13 protein-coding genes are annotated in these 16,582 nt (G+C 68.7%); 3 read left to right on the top strand and 10 right to left on the bottom strand.

The features are described from left to right. Positions 1-29: 29 nt before the first annotated feature. The 5 genes from ACFYZQ_RS20370 to ngcE all read right to left on the bottom strand — a co-directional run bounded on the left by ACFYZQ_RS20370 (position 30) and on the right by ngcE (position 6,268). Positions 30-1,136: a sugar ABC transporter substrate-binding protein gene (locus ACFYZQ_RS20370; protein WP_389149362.1), complete on the bottom strand. Its 1,107-nt coding sequence runs from the start codon at positions 1,134-1,136 to the stop codon at positions 30-32. A gap of 123 nt (positions 1,137-1,259) precedes the next feature. Then, positions 1,260-2,459 (bottom strand): ROK family protein, encoded by a 1,200-nt coding sequence (locus ACFYZQ_RS20365; RefSeq protein WP_389149359.1) that lies wholly within the window; start codon positions 2,457-2,459, stop codon positions 1,260-1,262. 418 nt (positions 2,460-2,877) lie between these two features. Continuing rightward, positions 2,878-3,837 carry a carbohydrate ABC transporter permease gene (locus ACFYZQ_RS20360; protein ID WP_389149356.1) on the bottom strand — a complete coding sequence of 320 codons (960 nt, stop codon included), beginning with the start codon at positions 3,835-3,837 and terminating at the stop codon, positions 2,878-2,880. 4 nt (positions 3,838-3,841) lie between these two features. Next, positions 3,842-4,768 carry a carbohydrate ABC transporter permease gene (locus ACFYZQ_RS20355; RefSeq protein WP_389149353.1) on the bottom strand — a complete coding sequence of 309 codons (927 nt, stop codon included), beginning with the start codon at positions 4,766-4,768 and terminating at the stop codon, positions 3,842-3,844. Positions 4,769-4,816: 48 nt separating this feature from the next. Beyond that, positions 4,817-6,268 carry an N-acetylglucosamine/diacetylchitobiose ABC transporter substrate-binding protein gene (ngcE, locus tag ACFYZQ_RS20350; protein ID WP_389149350.1) on the bottom strand — a complete coding sequence of 484 codons (1,452 nt, stop codon included), beginning with the start codon at positions 6,266-6,268 and terminating at the stop codon, positions 4,817-4,819. A 361-nt stretch (positions 6,269-6,629) separates the two neighbouring features. On the opposite strand from ngcE, the gene ACFYZQ_RS20345 reads away from it, so the two are divergent. Beyond that, positions 6,630-10,433 carry a GH92 family glycosyl hydrolase gene (locus ACFYZQ_RS20345; protein ID WP_389149347.1) on the top strand — a complete coding sequence of 1,268 codons (3,804 nt, stop codon included), beginning with the start codon at positions 6,630-6,632 and terminating at the stop codon, positions 10,431-10,433. 80 nt (positions 10,434-10,513) lie between these two features. On the opposite strand, the gene ACFYZQ_RS20340 is transcribed toward ACFYZQ_RS20345, so the two are convergent. Further along, entirely contained in the window at positions 10,514-11,632 is a 1,119-nt protein-coding gene (locus ACFYZQ_RS20340) for a lytic polysaccharide monooxygenase (RefSeq protein ID WP_389149344.1), read from the bottom strand. A gap of 337 nt (positions 11,633-11,969) precedes the next feature. Here ACFYZQ_RS20340 and ACFYZQ_RS20335 point away from each other — a divergent pair, with 337 nt between their 5' ends. Continuing rightward, positions 11,970-12,503, top strand: coding sequence for a GNAT family N-acetyltransferase (locus ACFYZQ_RS20335; RefSeq protein ID WP_389149341.1), 534 nt, complete (start codon positions 11,970-11,972; stop codon positions 12,501-12,503). A gap of 40 nt (positions 12,504-12,543) precedes the next feature. Here ACFYZQ_RS20335 and ACFYZQ_RS20330 read toward each other — a convergent pair whose 3' ends face one another. Next, a complete protein-coding gene (locus ACFYZQ_RS20330; RefSeq protein WP_389149338.1) occupies positions 12,544-12,981 on the bottom strand; it encodes a nuclear transport factor 2 family protein in 438 nt (145 codons plus the stop codon). A gap of 43 nt (positions 12,982-13,024) precedes the next feature. After that, the gene (locus tag ACFYZQ_RS20325) at positions 13,025-13,945 is read right to left on the bottom strand and encodes a zinc-binding dehydrogenase (RefSeq protein WP_389149335.1); all 921 of its coding nucleotides are present in this window, start codon (positions 13,943-13,945) and stop codon (positions 13,025-13,027) included. A gap of 117 nt (positions 13,946-14,062) precedes the next feature. On the opposite strand from ACFYZQ_RS20325, the gene ACFYZQ_RS20320 reads away from it, so the two are divergent. Next, positions 14,063-15,013 (top strand): LysR family transcriptional regulator, encoded by a 951-nt coding sequence (locus ACFYZQ_RS20320; protein ID WP_389149332.1) that lies wholly within the window; start codon positions 14,063-14,065, stop codon positions 15,011-15,013. Positions 15,014-15,076: 63 nt separating this feature from the next. Here the strand turns inward: ACFYZQ_RS20320 and ACFYZQ_RS20315 are convergent, their stop codons facing one another. Continuing rightward, positions 15,077-15,292, bottom strand: coding sequence for a DUF4177 domain-containing protein (locus tag ACFYZQ_RS20315; protein ID WP_389149329.1), 216 nt, complete (start codon positions 15,290-15,292; stop codon positions 15,077-15,079). 140 nt (positions 15,293-15,432) lie between these two features. After that, positions 15,433-16,554 carry a cytochrome P450 gene (locus ACFYZQ_RS20310; protein ID WP_389149474.1) on the bottom strand — a complete coding sequence of 374 codons (1,122 nt, stop codon included), beginning with the start codon at positions 16,552-16,554 and terminating at the stop codon, positions 15,433-15,435. Positions 16,555-16,582: the final 28 nt, after the last annotated feature.

The raw sequence follows: 16,582 nt of genomic DNA, 5'->3' as shown, positions 1-16,582 counted from the left end.
CGGGCGTCACCCGGGCGTCGCTGGGATGCTTACTGCAGGCCGGCGGACTTGCACGCCTTGGCGAACTCGCCGGTGCAGATCTCCTGGACGGTGTAGATCTTGTCCTTGAGGACCGTTTCCTTGATGTTCGACTTGGTGACCGAGATCGGGGTCAGCAGGTCGGAGGGCACCTTGTCGCCGGAGGCGCTGGTCTGCGTCGTGGTGGCCAGGGAGGAGATGCTCTTGCCCTGGAGCAGGTCGTAGGCCATCTCCGCGGCGGTGTCGGCCTCCTGCTTGAACGGCTTGTAGACCGTGCTGGACTGCGTGCCGGCGAGGATGCGCTGGATGCCCGCGAGCTCGGCGTCCTGGCCGGTCAGCGGGATGCCGCTGATGCCGGCGCCCTTGAGGGTGGTGGCGATGCCCGCGGCCATGTCGTCGTTGGCCGAGTAGACGCCCGCGATCTTCTTGGCGCCCAGCTGGGTGATGGCCGCCTTCATCTTCTGGGCGGCGACGGAGTCCTTCCACAGGCCGGACTGCTCGTAGGCGATGTCCACCTTTCCGTCGAGGACCTTGTGCGCGCCCTGCTTGAACTGGGCGGCGTTCGGGTCGGCGTCGTCACCGTTGATCATGACGACCTTGGAGCTCTTGGTCGCCTTGGAGCCGAGCGCGTCGAGCAGGCCCTGACCCTGCAGCTCGCCGACCTTGACGTTGTCGAAGGAGACGTACCCCGAGACCGGGCCCTGGGCGAGGCGGTCGTACGCGACGACCTTGATGCCCTTGTTGACCGCGGTCTGGATGGACGACTTGATGGCGGCGGAGTCCTGGGCGCTGATCACGATGACCTTGACACCCTTGGTGATCATGCTGCTCACCTGCTGGGCCTGCTTGGCAGCGTCACCCGCGGCGTTCGCGTACTCGACCGTGCAGTCGGAGCAGAGCGACTTGATCTTCGCCTGGAAGAACGGGTGGTCGAACTTCTCGTAGCGCGCGGTGACGCTGTCGGGAAGCAGCAGACCGATGGTCTTGCCGCCGCTGGAGGAGTTCTTGGTGCTGCCGGAGTCGTCCTTCTTGTCGCCGGCCTTGCCACAGGCGGCCATCGACAGGGCCATCGAAACCGCCGCGGTCCCGATCACGACTCTACGCATCGTTGCGTTCATTCTTGGGGTGCCTCCCTGACAGGGCCGCAACGCTGCGGCCGAGGTGGCTGGAAGTCAACTCGGCCGTACGTGCGACGTCAAGAAGTAAATACTTAACGAGATGGCAACGGCGTCATTCGTTCTCTAAGTGAAGGCGGGTGCGGCGACCGCCGGAGCACCGTCCAAAAGGGTTGAATCACCCATCTCACTGAGGGCGAGAGCGAGTGCCCCGAGCACCTCCGCACGTCCTCCGAGAGCCCCTGGGAGCACGGAGAGCTGGCGTGCGGCGCTGGGGATGGCGTAGCGGCCGACGGACTCCCTGATCGGCCCCAGGACGAGTTCTCCGGCCTCTGCCAGATCGCCGCCGAGGACCACCCGGCTCGGGTTGAGCAGGTTGCAGAGGTTGGCCACTCCGCTGCCCACGTGGCGGCCGACGTCGGCGATCACCCGGCGGCAGCCCGGGTCGCCGTCCCGCGCCAGCCGTACGACGCCCTCCAGGGTCAGGTCGGTGCCGTGGCTGGACCACAGGAGCGGGAGCACGTAACGCGCGGCGGCGAAGGTCTCCAGGCAGCCGCGGTTCCCGCAGCGGCAGACCGGTCCGGCCTCGTCGAGCGTGATGTGCCCGATCTCGCCCGCGGTGCCGCCCGGGCCGCGGTAGATCTTCCCGTTGATCACCAGTCCGGCGCCGACACCGCTGGCGACCTTGATGTAAGCAAGGTCACGTACGCCCCGCCCGCTGCCCCAGACCAGTTCGCCCAGGGCGCCGAGGTTGGCGTCGTTGTCCACGTGCACGGGGACGCCGAGGCGGGCCCTGAGCTCCTCGGCCGGACGGGCGCCGGTCCAGCCCGGCAGGATCGCGGTCGAGCCGAGCGTCCCGGACTCGACGTCGATCGGACCGGGCACGCCGACGCCGACTCCGGCGATCTTGGACCGGTCGACGCCGGTCGCCGCGACCAGGCGGTTGACCAGCACTTCCGCCCGGTCGAAGCCCTGGGTCGCGGAGGCGTCGACGTCCAGCGGCTCGGACTCCTCGGCCAGTACCTGGTGCGCCAGATTCCCGATCGCGACGCGCAGGTGGGTGTGCCCGAAGTCGACGCCGATGACGATGCCGGCGTCACCGCTCAGCGAGACGCTGCGGGCCCGCCGGCCGCCGGCCGAGGTGGGCGTGACCTCCACCGTGCCGCCGTCCTTCAGTTCCCGCACGATGTTGGAGACCGTCGCGGCGGACAGGCCGGTCGTCCGCGCGATCTCGGCCTGCGTGAGCGACCCCGCCAGCCGTACCGCGCGTACGACCCGTTCCAGGTTGGCTCGGTGCAGCGACGACTGCGACCCCGGAGTCTCCATCGACCCATCCACTCCCGCCATCGGCCGGGCGGCCCCTGCGCCGCCCGTGGCCCAGGTCACATCTGCGTAACCGGGCCACTTACAAGTTATGAACTCCAAGCTGTGCTGAACGGGTTACCGCAGTCAAGTCCTTGACGGAAATCGCTCTCGCATGTTCCGTTCCGTACGGGACACCTTCCGGGCATGCGCACGCCACTCCCGAGCAGGGCGGGAGTGGCGGAGAGGCGGGTTCACGGCAGCCGTGACGGGGGCCGTGGGCGGGGTTTTCCGGGGTGCCGGAGAGTCGGCGGGACCGTTCAGGCGCGGAATGATCCAGAGCCGTCGGAGGCGAGGGCGGGCGGCCCGGTGCGAATCTGCTTTTGCGAAGACGGGTCTGGTCGCGTGGTGCGTACGAGACCGGCGGGCCGCCCCCTGCGCCCTACTTCAGAGCCCCCGCCGTGAGCCCCGCGACCAGCTGACGCTGGAACACGATGTACGCGGCGAGCACCGGCAGCATCGCCATCACCAGGCCCGCGAACAGGCCGGACCAGTCCCCCTTGTAGCCCTGGCTGACGGCGAGCTGGACCAGGCCCTGGGTGAGGACGTGCTTGTCGGGGTCGGTGTTGAGGACCGTGGGGAGCATGTACTGGTTCCACTGGCCCAGGAAGTTGAAGATGCCGACGCTGATCAGACCGGGCTTGGCCATCGGCAGCATGATCTGGAAGAACGTGCGGGAGTGGGAGGCGCCGTCGACGAAGGCCGCCTCCGCCACCGAGGTCGGAAGGGTGCGGAAGAACGCCGTCAGGAAGAACACCGTGAACGGCAGCGAGTACGCGATGTAGACCAGGATCAGGCCGTGGATGGTGTTCAGCAGGCCCATGTTGTTCACGACGTAGAACAACGGGACCAGCGCCAGCATGACCGGGAAGCTCATGCCGCCGATGAACAGGTAGTAGATGAAGCGGTTGCCGGGGAAGTCGAAGCGGGCCAGGACGTAGGCCGCCATGGAGCCGAGGACCAGCGTGCCGATGAGCGAACCGCCGACCACGAGGACGGTGTTGAGGAAGTAGTCGCTCATGTTGGCGTCGGTCCAGGCCCGCGCCCAGTTGTCGAAGTGCAGCTTGTCCGGGAGCGACCAGGGCGAACCGAAGATGGAGCCGTCGTCCTTGAAGGACGTCATCACCGCCCACAGCAGGGGCATGACCACCATGATCGCCCAGATGACCAGGATGCCGTGCGAGAAGACGTTGAGGACGCCGCCCTCCCTCCTCCGCCCCGGCCTCGCTCCGGCCGGCACGTCCACCTTCACCACGGGGACACCGGACCCGGCGGGCGCGGGGGCGGGGGCCGCGGGAGTCCCGGGGGTCCCGGGGGTCTCGGGAGATTCCGTCGTCTTCATCTGCTCAGAACTCCAGCCGCTCGCGACGGCCCAGCCGCATCACGACCGCGGCGAAGGCCAGCGTGACGACGAGCAGGGCGACGCCGATGGTGGTGGCGTAGGCGGCCTGACCGTCCCGGAACGCCTTCTGGTACACGTACAGGACCAGCACGGTGGTCGAGTAGTCGGGGCCGCCCGGCCCGGTCGTCATGATCTGCACGACCGCGAAGGACTCGGCGCCGAGGGCGAGGATGCCCATGTAGACCCAGCCGGACTGCACGGTGTCCCACAGCAGCGGCAGGGTGATGCGGAAGAAGGTGGTGGCGCGGCCGGCGCCGTCCAGCAGCGCGGCCTCGTACAGGTCCGCCGGGATGGAGGCCATGCCCGCCGAGAACAGCACCACGAAGAAGCCGACCGTGGACCAGACGAGCACCGCCAGCACGCACCACAGGGCCAGCTTCGGGTCGCCCAGCCACAGCGGCTGGACGTGGCCGAGGCCGATCCCCCGCAGCAGCGAGTTGAGCGCGCCGCTGTCGGGGTTGTACGCGAAGGCGAAGAGCAGGGAGACGATCGCGATCGACAGCACCTGCGGGAAGAAATAGACGATTTTGTAGAAGGAGGAGCCCCGGACACCCGAGATCACCGGGCCGCCCCTCCTTCTGCGCCCGCCCACATTGATCATGAAGGCGAAGAACAGCGCCAGGCTGATCGTCACCAGCGGCAGCACGACCGCGAACATCAAGCTGTGCTGCAAGGACTTCCAGAAGATCTCGTCGTTGAGCATCCTCTTGTAGTTGTCCAGGCCGACCATCTTGAATTCGGGGCTGAGACCGGTCCAGTCCGTGAACGAGTAGTAGATGGACTGGATGAACGGCCAGACCACGAAGAGCGCGTACAGTCCGAGGGGGAGCGCCAGGAACCCCACGATGAACCGGTACTTGCCGTGCTGCATCGCCACTCCGGTGCCGATATGGAATACGGGCTGTATGGGCCGTACGGGCTACTGGTGCTTGTAGTGCTTGATCGTCGAATCCTTGGCGGCCGCGTCGGCGAAGCCCTGGATCTTCTTGATGGTCTCGGCCGGGGTGGCCCGTCCGGCCATCATCTCGCCCAGACCGGCCACGCCGATCTGCTCCTTCTGCAACTGGACGTACCAGTCCTGGATACGCGGATTCACCACATTGTCGCCCGCCTTCTCCAGCGCGGCGACGCCCGATTTCAGGCCAGGGGTGAGGGTGATCCCGGAGGTGCCGCCGTTGTAGGCGGTCAGCGACTTCACCTTCGCCGTGAAGTTCTTCGAGGAGGCCTCACTGAGCATGATGCGCAGCTGCTCCATGCCCCCCTCCGGGTTCGCGGCCTTCTGCGGGACGACGAAGGGCTCGCCACCGGAGGCCCAGATGGTGCCGAAGGGCATCTTGTCGGAGGAGTCGATGCCGGTGGGCGCGGAGACGGCGAGGTCGAAGTCCTTGGGGATGACGTTCGCCGACTCGTTCTCCACCCATGAGCCGTTCGGGATGAACAGCGCCTTGCCCTTGGCCCACGCGGTCTGCGACTGGATGTGGTCCAGGCCGGGGGTGCCCTGCAGGATGTACCCCTTCTTGTAGAGCTCGTAGTAGGCCTCGAAGCAGGCCTTGACGGCCGGGTGCTTCCAGGCGTTCGGCTCCAGGTTGTCGATGGCGTCGAGCACCTCACGGCCGCCGACCTTGCCGATCATCGGGTACAGCGAGAAGGGGATGTAGTACGGGTACTTGCCCGCGTAGGTCCAGCCCGCCATGCCCTTCTTCTTGGCCTTGGCGCACACCGCGAGCATCTCGTCCCAGGTCTCGGGGTACTTCTCGTCCAGCGAGTCCAGGGCCTTCTGGGAGTACCAGACACCGTAGACGGTGTACGCGTAGTACAGGATCCACACCGGCTCGCCGTCGAACTGGCCCATCTCCACGATGCCGGGGCGCAGCGTGTCGCGGACCTTCTTGCCCGGGTCGTCGTAGGACGGGGCGTCCAGCAGCGGTGTGAGGTCGGCGAGCTGGTTCTTGCCGACCAGGACGCCCATGTCCATCTGCTTGGCGCCCGAGTTGTCGATGAGGTCGGGCGGGTTGCCCTGGTTGAAGCGGGGCTGGAGGGTGGTCTGGATCTCCTGGGTCGCGGAGAACTTCACCTTCGCCTTCGGGAAGTCCTTCTGGTAGATCTTCACGGCGTCCTGCGCGTATTCCTTGCCGAAACCGCCGTCGAACAGCACGAATTCCAGCTGGGCGGTGTCGTTGACGCCGAGCGGGTTCTTGCTGGTCTTCTTCCCCGTCTTGGTCTTGTCCTGACCGCCGCCGCCGCTGCTGGCGCACGCGGACAGGAAACCCGCCGCCGGGACGCCCATGAGACCGAGTGCGGCCGACCGCTTGATCAGATCGCGGCGGCCGACGCCGCCGGTACCGTGGTTCGCTGCGGAAGTGGATCCCATGCTCAAGTCCTCGCCTTCTCCAGGACTCAGGCGGTGAACCGGATCCTCCCGGCACCGCGGTCGGGTAGCGCTGGGTCGTGCAGGAAACGCCGAGTAATGCAGGAAACGCCGACAGGTATAGTCCACTCCTCACCGGCGGAGCAAGATCGGACGCAGGGTTGGCCATGGGTCTTATCCGAGTTGAGACCTCGCGGAAATATGAGCCTCCTGCGTGTTCCATGCGGGAAATTCCTCTGTCATTAGGCCTGAATGCCACGCTCAACACCCTTGACATCACCGGTCACTTGACTACCTACTGGTTCCTGCGCCCCGCAGTTGACAACGTTGTCCGGATGACCGAGCGCAGGGAGGGTTTCCGTAGATGCAGCGGAGAACTCGGTACAGATGGGGTCCGGCGGCCGTTCTCACGGCCGCCTTCGTCATGGCGGTGGGCCCGCAGGGAGCCGCGGTCGCGCTGCCCGCCGAGGCGCCCGCCGCCGACCGGGAGTTCGCATCCTCGTTCGAATCCGCTGATCCGGCGCCGGACTGGCTGAACACCGTCGACACCGGACCGGACGGCGCCGAGCGCGCCTCGGGCGTCGACGGCGGTTACAGCACCGGCATCCCGGGCAATGTGACCGACCATGTCACCGATGTGCGGGCGAGCGGCGAGAACGCGGGCGCGGGCGAGGTGAAGGAGAACCTGGTGGACGGCGAGCCCGGCACCAAGTGGCTGACCTTCGAGAACACCGGCTGGGTCGAGTTCGATCTGGACAAACCGATAAAACTGCTGACGTATGCCCTCACCTCGGCCAATGACTTCGCCGAACGGGACCCGCAGGACTGGACCCTGAAGGGTTCCGCCGACGGCAAGGACTGGAAGACCGTCGACACCCGCTCGGGCGAGTCCTTCCCCGAACGGTTCCGGACGAAGTCCTACGACCTCGCCGAGCCGGCCGAGTACCAGCACTTCCGGCTGGAGATCACGGAGAACGCCGGCGCCCCGGACATCGTGCAGCTCGCCGACGTGCAGTTCTCCACGGGCGGCGGGGGCGGCCCGGTCCCGCAGGACATGCTCTCGCTGGTCGACCGGGGCCCGAGCGGCTCGCCGACCGCGAAGGCCCGTGCCGGGTTCACCGGAAAGCGGGCACTGCGCTACGCCGGACGCCACACGGCGGACGGCCGGGCGTACTCGTACAACAAGATCTTCGACGTGAACGTGGAGGTCGGCCGCGACACCCAGTTGTCGTACCGTCTCTTCCCCTCCATGGCCGACGGCGACCGTGACTACGACGCCACCAACGTCGCCGTGGACCTCGCCTTCACCGACGGCACCTATCTGAGCGACCTGGGAGCGAGCGACCAGCACGGCTTCCCGCTGTCGCCGCGGGGGCAGGGCGCCGCCAAGGTGCTCTACGTCAACCAGTGGAACGACGTGGTCTCACGGATCGGGTCGGTCGCGGCGGGGAAGACGGTCGACCGCATACTGCTTGCCTACGACTCCCCGGACGGGCCGGCGAAGTTCCGCGGCTGGCTGGACGACGTGGCGATCAGGCCGGTCGCCCCCGCAAAGCCCCGGGCCCACCTGTCCGACTACGCGCTGACCACGCGCGGCACCAACTCCAGCGGCAGCTTCTCCCGCGGCAACGACTTCCCGGCGACCGCGCTCCCGCACGGCTTCAACTTCTGGACACCGGTGACCAACGCATCGTCGCTGAGCTGGCTGTACGAGTACGCGCGGGCCAACGACGACGACAACCTGCCGACGATCCAGGCGTTCAGCGCGAGCCACGAGCCGAGCCCCTGGATGGGTGACCGGCAGACCTTCCAGCTGATGCCCTCCGCCGCCTCGGGCACCCCGGAGACCGGCCGCGAGGCACGCGCGCTGCCCTTCCGGCACGAGAACGAGACGGCGCGGCCGTACTACTACGGAGTGCGGTTCGAGAACGGGCTGAAGGCGGAGATGACGCCGACGGATCACGCGGCGGTGCTGCGCTTCACCTATCCGGGCGCGGACGCGAGCGTGCTCTTCGACAACGTCACCGAGCAGGCGGGACTCACCCTGGACAAGGAGCACGGGACCGTCACCGGCTACTCCGACGTCAAGTCGGGCCTCTCGACGGGTGCGACCCGGCTGTTCGTGTACGGCGAGTTCGACAAGCCGGTCACGGACGGCGCCGCGAGCGGGGTCAAGGGCTATCTGCGCTTCGACGCCGGCGCCGACCGCACGGTCACCCTGCGCCTGGCGACCTCGCTGATCAGCACCGACCAGGCGAGGGACAACCTGCGCCAGGAGATCCCGGACGGCACCTCCTTCGACACGGTCAGGGCGCGCGCCCAGCGGACCTGGGACGGGCTGCTCGGCCGGGTCGAGGTCGAGGGCGCGAACCCCGACCAGCTGACCACGCTCTACTCGGGTATGTACCGGCTGTACCTCTACCCCAACTCCGGCTTCGAGAAGGTCGGCGGCAGGAGCAGGTACGCCTCCCCCTTCTCCCCCATGCCTGGCCCGGACACCCCGACGCACACCGGCGCGAAGATCGTGGACGGCACGGTGTACGTCAACAACGGCTTCTGGGACACCTACCGCACGACCTGGCCGGCGTACTCCCTGCTGACACCGTCCCAGGCGGGCAGGATGGTCGACGGCTTCGTCCAGCAGTACAAGGACGGCGGCTGGACCTCGCGCTGGTCCTCCCCCGGGTACGCCGACCTGATGACCGGCACCTCCTCGGACGTGGCCTTCGCCGACGCCTACGTGAAGGGCGTGGACTTCGACGCGAAGGCGGCGTACGACGCGGCCCTGAAGAACGCGACCGTCGTGCCCCCGATGCCGGGCGTGGGCCGCAAGGGCATGAGCACCTCGCCGTTCCTCGGCTACACCAGCACCGACACGCACGAGGGCCTGTCGTGGGCGATGGAGGGATACGTCAACGACTACGGCATCGCGAAGATGGGCGAGGCCCTGTACCGGAAGACCGGCGAGAGGCACTACAAGGAGGAGGCGCAGTACTTCCTCAACCGCGCCCGGGACTACGTCGGCCTCTTCGACACCAGGGCCGGTTTCTTCCAGGGCCGCGACGAGAAGGGCCACTGGCGGGTCGACTCCTCGAAGTACGACCCGCGCGTGTGGGGCTACGACTACACCGAGACCAACGGCTGGGGCTACGCCTTCACCGCCCCGCAGGACAGCCGGGGCCTGGCCAACCTGTACGGCGGCCGTGACGCCCTCGCCGACAAGCTCGACCAGTACTTCGCCACCCCGGAGACGGCCTCCCCCGACTTCGTGGGCTCCTACGGCGGCGTCATCCACGAGATGACCGAGGCACGGGACGTACGGATGGGCATGTACGGCCACTCCAACCAGGTCGCGCACCACGTGATCTACATGTACGACGCGGCCGGCCAGCCCTGGAAGGCGCAGGCCGCCGTCCGCGAGGCACTGTCCCGCCTCTACACGGGCAGCGAGATCGGGCAGGGCTACCACGGGGACGAGGACAACGGCGAGCAGTCGGCCTGGTACCTCTTCTCCGCGCTCGGCTTCTACCCGCTGGTGATGGGCAGCGGCGAGTACGCCATCGGCTCCCCGCTGTTCACGAAGGCGACCGTCCACCTGGAGAACGGCCGGGACCTGGTGGTGCGGGCGCCGAGGAACAGTTCCAGGAACGTCTACGTGCAGGGCCTGACCGTCAACGGCCGCCCCTGGTCCTCCACTTCGCTCCCCCACTCCCTGATCGCCAAGGGCGGGGTCCTGGTCTTCCACATGGGCTCGAAGCCCTCCACCTGGGGTTCCGGCCGGAACGCGGCCCCGGTCTCCATCACCCGGGACGACAAGGTCCCCACTCCCCGCGCGGACGTGCTGAAGGGCGACGGCGCCCTGTTCGACAACACCTCGGCGACGGACGCGGCGGTCACCTCGGTGGCGCTGCCGACCGAGGGCTCGGTGAAGCCGCTCCAGTACACCCTGACCTCGTCCGCCGACCGCACGAGGGCCCCGGCCGGCTGGACCCTCCAGGGCTCCGACGACGGCAGGCACTGGAAGACCCTCGACCACCGCTCGCGTGAAGCCTTCCGGTGGGACCACCAGACCCGGGCGTTCACGATCGCGTCGCCGGGCGCGTACCGGAAGTACCGGCTGGTGCTCGACCGGAGGTCGACGCTGGCGGAGGTGGAACTGCTGGCCTGACCGACACGACCGCGTCGGCGTCACAGCCGCCTGTGTCCGGGCGGGCCCCTCTCCCTTCGGGGGCCGCCCGGAGCGGTCGTTCAGCCGACCTGGCAGGGCAGGGTCGTCGTACTGTCACCGCCGGAGCCCTGGACGACGTATCCGAACGTCGTACTCTGCCCCGGACTCAACGAGCCGTTCCAGTCGACGTTGTGGACCATCACGTCCTGTCCGCTGTACGTCGCGTTGCCGTTCCACAGGCTGGCCACCGACTGGCCGCCGGGCAGGCTCCAGTCGACCATCCAGCCCAGCATCGGTACGTCACCGCTGTTGGTGACGGTCACCTCGGACTGGTAACCGCCGGGCCAGGTACCGGTGGTCTTGCGGGTGGCCGTGCAGGTACCGGGCGGGGGCTCGGTCGGGTTGCCCGGGTCGTGGATGCCCGTGACCTCGCCGTGGCCGCCGTCGAAGACGACGTCGGAGCAGGAGTAGAAGGTCTCCGCGCTGTCCGAGCGCTGCCACACCATGTAGATGATGTGGCGTCCCGACTTGTTGGCCGGCAGCTTGCCGGTCCAGGAGTAGTTGGCGTCGACCGTGCCCGGGCTGCCGTGCAGCGGCGGGTGGTCCACGGTCAGGAAGGGCTGGTCCTCCATATCGTTCCAGGTGAGCGGCTTGGTCGGGTCGTAGCCGTCCTTGGTGACGTAGACGTAGAACCAACCGGGGTGCGCCGCCCACGCGTTGTACGAGAAGTCGACGGTCGCGCCCGCGGTGAGGTGGGTGACCGGCCAGTCGGCGCGGGCGGCGTTGAAGCCCGTGAAGTTGGGGTTGCCGCCGCTGCACAGTTGGCCGTCCGGCACGAAGCCGCGGGTGCGGCCGGCGCCGTCCGAGCGCAGCACCGAGAACCAGTTGTAGAAGGGCGTGGTGCCGCTGACCTGCTGGGCCGCCTTGCAGGCCGGGTTGACGGGCTTGATCTCACCGGTGCTGGTGAGCGCGTCCTGCCAGCACAGGAAGGTACGGCTGCCCGGTTTCATCGGCGTCCCGTGCGCCTGAGCCCGCCCGCCGGCGGCGAGGATGAGACCGAGGGCGGGGACGGTGGTGAGGAGGGCCAGGAGGACCAGGAAGAGGGCGCCCCGGCGGGTGGGGTGGGGTGACCGGGGGCGCTCCGCGCGGGCGTTGGGGGGCGGCGGGGACGGTGGCGAGTGTGGGGATGTCGTAGGCATGACACATCTACCTCTGGGTTGACGGTCGTGCGGGGTCTGCGGGGTCCGGTTGGTGCGTGGGGGGTTGGGCGAGGCGGGAGCGAACCCGGCGACGGGTTCCGGTCCGACGATGGGAGCGCTCCCACCTCACTTCCTTCGGAAGTTAGCCGCTGGGGCGCGATATGTAAACGGTGACGCGGGGTGGAGCTCGCATCGGCCGTCGATTGCGTGCGGTACCCCGGCACGGATCGTGCGGCTGTTGTACGTCTTGCCGTTGGTGGGGGCGGGGCCCGGGCCGGTGGCTTGATCGGTCCGGGCTTCTTGATCGCTTCCGAGCGTGCTGGCTAGGTTGGCCGGCATGGCTGACCCCAGACCCTTGGCCTGGCCACCTGCCCCGATAAAGACCGAGCGGCTCGTACTCCGTGAGTCCGAGGCCCGGGACCGCGCGGCGGTCATCGAGCTGAGCGCCTCGCCGGAGGTGAACACCTACCTTGGTGGCCCTCGACCGCGCGCCGAGCTCGAGCGCACGGTGCCCGCTGTGCCAGGGCGGCACCGTGGCTGGTTCGTGGTCGAGCTCGACGGAGCAATGATCGGCACCGTCCAGCTCAGACAGCACGCCCCCGAGAATCCGGGTAACGGCCGTCTGGAGGCCGGGCAGACGGAGCTCGGCTACCTGTTCCTACCTCAGGCGTGGGGCCGCGGGTACGCCACCGAGGCGTGCGCAGCGGCGCTCGACTGGTTTGCCGGCGCCCTGCCCGGTGAGCCGGTGGTGCTCTACACCCAGACCGCCAACGCCAGTTCCATGCGCCTCGCGGCGAAGCTGGGGTTCACCGAGCTGGAACGGTTCGAGGCGTGGGGCGCCGAGCAGTGGTTCGGCGTGTGGACTCCTTGACGAACACGTACGGAGGACCGCCGCAGTTCACGGGAGCGGCTCACTCGGTGCCGGTGGGCTGGTGGGTGTCGGCGGCCGGGAAGAGGGTCGCGGCCACGTGCCGGGTGTCGGCGTATTCGACGACGGAGGCGATCTTGCCGTCGCGCACCGTGTAGATGCCGATGCAGCGGTTGTCGTAGGTGCCGCCGTGAACGGTCTCGGCCTTGGCGGTCCATTCGGCCACCACGCGGTCGCCCTCGGCGATCGTGCCCAGCAGTTCGATCTGCAGGGTGCCGGGGACGAAGACGGTTCCCATGCTGCCGAGGAATTCGTCGACGATCTCGTCGCGGCCTCGCCACACCCGGGAGACGGGCAGGTCGCCCGGGTAGTGCCAGGTCGCGTCTTCGCAGAAGCTGTCGTGGATGACGTCGGTGTCGCCGTCGCGTACGGCCTCGACGTAGCGGATGACGACGGCCCTGGGGTCGTGGGGGACGGTCACGCTCTTGCTCCTTCGGTCAGGGGTGGTTGAGGACTGGGGTGGTTCAGGAAAGGGTGAGGACGGCCTTGCCGCGGATACGACGGTCGCGCAGGTCGGTCAGGGTGGTCGCGGTGTCGGCCCAGTCCGTGACGCGGCCGATCTCCGGGTGCAGGCGGCCTTCGGCGGTCAGCCGGACGAGTGCCGCCAGATCGTCGTCGAGGCGGCTGTCGGCGTCGAGGTAGTGGAAGTGGCGGATGACAGCTGACTCGGGCCCGGTGAAGAAGTCGAAGAAGTCGAGCGTCACCGGTGTGCGGCCGGCCTGTCCGAACCAGATGAGCGTGCCGCGCCTGGCGAGCCGTGTGAGCGCGAGGGGGAGGGCCTGACCCCCGGTCGACTCCAGCACGATGTCGTACGGACCTCGGGCGTCGTTGACGTCGTGGACGATCTCGGCGGCACCGAGTGCGGCAAGTCGGGCGCCGCGTTCCGCGTCCCGGGTGACGGCGGTGACCTGGGCCCCGGCGGCGGCCGCGAGCTCGGTGACGAAGTGGCCCACACCCCCGGAGGCACCGGTCAGCAGGACCCGCCGGCCCAGCACCGGTCCGGCGGCGCGCAGCAGCCGCAGCGCGGTGAGCCCGGCCAGCGGCAGCGCTGCGCCGTGGACCATGGAGACGCTGTTCGGCAGTTCGGCCAGCGCGTCGGCCGGCACCGCCACGTACTCCGCCCAGCCGCCCGACATGGGGTGGCCGACGACCCGCGTGATTCCGGACGGTCCGCTGCCGTCGGCGGCCGGCTGCACGACCAGGCCCGCGATGTCCTTGCCGGGGCGCTCGCCGGGGACGGGCTTCTCCAGCTTGAACGTCTCCCCCCGGTTGACGGAGAACGCCTCGACCTTCACCAGCGCCTCGTCGGGGCGCGGCGCCGGCTCGGCGACGTCGGCGAGTACGACCGGCTCGGCGGGATCTCCGGTCGGTACGAACGCTTTCATCGTGCTCATCCCTTCGCTGGCCTGCCGTCGAGACCATCCGACCGTGTGGAGTGGCGGCCCGGCCAACAACCGAGCCGCCATGCCGACAACGCGGGGTTGTCGCATAAGGTCAGCGGCATGGACCTCGACCTCGCCCTGGTCCGCGCCTTCGTCGCGACCGCCGGGACACTTCACTTCGGGCGGGCCGCCGCAGAACTGAGGACCAGTCAGCAGGCGCTGTCCAAGCGCATCGCACGACTGGAGGAGTCGCTGGGCACAAGGCTGTTCGAACGCCAGGGCGGTATCCGGCTGAGCGAGGCGGGAGTGCGGTTCCTGCCGGCCGCGCGCGATGCGCTCGCAGCCGGCGAGCGGGCGATCGCGGCGGTGACGGGCGCAGGACCGGTCGTACGGATCGACACGTGGGGTCATCTGTACGCGCCGATGCGCACCGTCGCCGAGGCGGTACTGGAGCTCGGCGCGGTGCGCTGGGAGCCAGGTGCGGGACGTGACTGGCCGTCAGTGGCGCAGGCACTGCTGCGCGGCGACACGGACCTGGGATTCGGCCGGGTGCACCCGCTGCCCGACGGCCGGGATGCGGGACTCACCCAGCGGCTGGTGCGACTGGAACCCGTCGACGTGGTGGTCGGCCCGTCCCACCCGTTGGCCGACGCCGACGCACTGCGCCCGGCCGACCTGCGCGACAGCGTCCTGTGGTGCCCAGCCGAACTTGACCGCCTGGACTTCCTGCGCCGCTTCGCCGACGAGTTCGGGATCACGCGGCGGCACGACGGCCCCAATCTGGGCCTGGACCGTCTCGTCCAGCACTTGTGCGGCGACCCGGACGGCTTCACCGTCTTCCCCGCCGACGTGCCACTGCCGGATCAGACAGGCCTGCGCTGTATCCCGCTCGTCGAGCCGACACCGCTGTACGCGTGGTCGCTGGCCTGGCGGGAGTCGTCCCGCCATCCCCTGCTCGACACCTTGCTGCGCTGCTTCACCGAAGCCGGCCGCACCCGGCGCTGGCTGGAGTACGCGCCCGGGCACGACTGGCTCCCCGACGTCGACCATCCGAAACTCGCGGCCCGTTAGGCGCCCGGCCCCCGGCCGAGGTCCGCTCGGGCGCAACCTCGGCCGGGGGCCACAGCGGTCCCGTCATCCGCGCGGACGCTCGAAGGTCAGCAGCAGCCCCTCGACGGCTCCGGGACCTATGCGGCCCTTGACGTCGGCAGAGGTGATGGCCTTGAGGCCCCAGCCGTCCTCGGCATGCTTGTTCAGGACCTTCTCCAGTTTGTCGCTGTCGAGCGCGTCGCCGATCAACGACTCGCGGAAAGTGACGACCTTGTATTCGTACGCGTAGGGGCTGTTCATGGCTGTGGAGTCCTCCTGCCGACAGGGCCTGGCGGGGTCGGGTCGTTCGGTGAGATTGCCGGGGCCAGACAATCACACACGTGGTCCGGGAATGCGGGGGCGGCGGCGATCAGGAGATGCCGAGTTCGGCGGCTGCCGCGTCAACCGTCACCCTGCTCGACGTCCAGATGGATGGGACCCCGGAGGACGGGGCTTCGTCGGTACGGGGGCGGGTCGGCGGCCAGCCTGGGCCGGTCGAGGCGGCGTACCAGCTCCGTCAGCGCGATCTGCGTCTCCCGCCGGGCCAGCGGGCCTCCGAAGCACAGGTGGATGCCGCTGCCGAAGCCGAGGTGCTGGTTGTCGCGCCGGTCGGGGTCGAAGCGGTCGGGTTCGTGGAAGCGCTTCGGATCGCGGCTGCCCGAGGCCAGCATGAGCATGATCCGCGAGCCCCTGGGAATGACGGTGTCGGCGATGGTGATGTCGCTGTACGCCGCCCGCCAGGGAATGATGTGCACGGGGGGCTCGTAGCGCAGCAGTTCCTCGACCAGCGGCACGACGAGGTCCGGTTCGTGGCGCAGCCGCTGGAGCACCTGCGGGTGGCGCAGCAGCGTCAGCATGCCGTTGGTGATGAGGTTGACGACGGTCTCATGGCCGGCGATGAGCAGCAGTCTGGCGGTGGCGACGATGTCGGCGTCGGCCATCCGGCCGTCGGGCCCGTCGTCGTTGGCCAACCGTGACAGCAGGTCGTCTCCTGGCCGGCCGTGGCGCTCTTCGACCAGCTCGCCGAGGTACTGGCGAAGGTCCTGGCGCGCCTGAATGCCCTTGTCCAGTTTCTCCTTCGGGTCGGTCTCGGGGTCGTAGTCGATCGAGTTCATGATGTCGTTCACCCAGAGGTGGAACCTCGGCTCGTCCTCGCGTGGCACGCCGAGCAAGCGACAGGTCACGGTTACGGGGAACGGGAGGGCGAAATCGTCGACGACGTCGATCTGCTCCCTGCCCGCCAGATCGTCGATCAGGCTGCCGACGGTGGCGGTCAGGAAGCCTTCAAGTCCGGTCACCAGTCCAGGGGTGTGCGGGGGGCCGAAGTGACGCATCGCCATACGGCGCAGGCGATCGTGCTCGGGCGAGTCCATGTGGATGAACGACGACGTGGCCCCTTCCTCGGCAGGGGGCAGCGGACGCGACAGATTGCGCAGGTCGGAACTCAGATGCGGGTCATTCAGCATGTCCGTGATCTCGCGATGTGTGCTGATGACGTAGCTGTCGTCCTCCTGCTGGGCCACCGGCGTCCGGCGCAATTCGGCATACAGC

This window comes from Streptomyces sp. NPDC001843, assembly GCF_042891955.1.
Classification (GTDB): domain Bacteria; phylum Actinomycetota; class Actinomycetes; order Streptomycetales; family Streptomycetaceae; genus Streptomyces.
The sequence above is the reverse complement of the archived record's forward strand: the minus strand, read 5'-3'. Positions and strand labels throughout refer to the sequence as shown.